This is a genomic window from Bacillus sp. H1a, from assembly GCF_000633475.1.
Lineage (GTDB): Bacteria > Bacillota > Bacilli > Bacillales > Bacillaceae_G > Bacillus_A > Bacillus_A paramycoides.
The window spans coordinates 1-1,041 of the sequence record NZ_AYMH01000147.1; the positions used below are offsets into that span (position 1 = coordinate 1).

1 protein-coding gene is annotated in these 1,041 nt (G+C 34.0%); it reads right to left on the reverse strand.

The genetic code is table 11. The features are described from left to right. Window positions 1-434: 434 nt before the first annotated feature. Window positions 435-608 (reverse strand): hypothetical protein, encoded by a 174-nt coding sequence (locus U860_RS36185; RefSeq protein WP_165616058.1) that lies wholly within the window; start codon window positions 606-608, stop codon window positions 435-437. Between the last annotated feature and the right edge of the window lie 433 nt (window positions 609-1,041).

Below are 1,041 nucleotides of genomic sequence, written 5' to 3' on the forward strand. Positions count from 1 at the left end.
GCTATATTGCAGATTAAGGGGGCTCGCTGACAAAACGTGAAAATTATATGTTATGACATTTGCTAGATTCTGAGAGTAAAGAGAATATTTTTAACATAGATTAAGTAACATCAAAAGGTGAATAGGCTATACACCCCTAGTTAACATAAGGCTACATAACATTATCGGTAGCAAGGACAAGGAGGAACCCTAATCTCACAAGGATTACCCTTTTTATTTTTCTATAACTCTATTCATTTTTTTATGCATTCCTATCCTGGCGTGGGTTTTAGGGTTCTCATTTGTTACTAAATCAGCCGAAAAACTGCATAAAATCTTGTATGCCCTTAGCGTGTTTTTTTCCGAAATGCTGGTGGTACCCCATCACCATCAAGCTAAGAAAAGAAAATACCCCAAAACGAGAAATTTTGGGGTATCATAAAATTTTTAAATCTTTACTTCTTGTTTTGTCGTTTCATTTGTATACTACTTATAACCCCAAACACAATCGCTACTGCACAACATACGATTGAGAAGGTCTGTAGTACGTTAGTAGAGTAATACCCTACAACTAACACTACTGCTAAAATAATTCCTGCTACTAATATTCTCCGTTTCTGCATATCCATAAAATCAATTTATCCCCCTAACCTTTTACTTAAACTATATTTTACCATTTCAAATTCCGTTTAGCGTACGAAATTAAATTTATATTCTTCTATAAGGGGTCACTATATCATTTTGGGAAAATTGTACGCTAAGGACTACAAACCCTTATCATTACAGTAATTTTTAAAGATGAGTACATGGGGTACGGAAACGATTCTGGGTATGAGGGGCCACTCTGGAAAGATATTCAAAAAGAGTCAAATCATAAAATAACTTGACTCTAAATAATTAAGCTCTCTTTAATGGAGTAATATCACAATAATTTAATGCAAATGACTTTAGAAATAAGAGAACTTCTTCTGTCAAAACAAGATCTCCTCTAGAAGATAAACAAAAATGATGCCCAGACCAGTCAGTATAATGCGCATTTTTAGTAGTTACTGTCCCAATAGG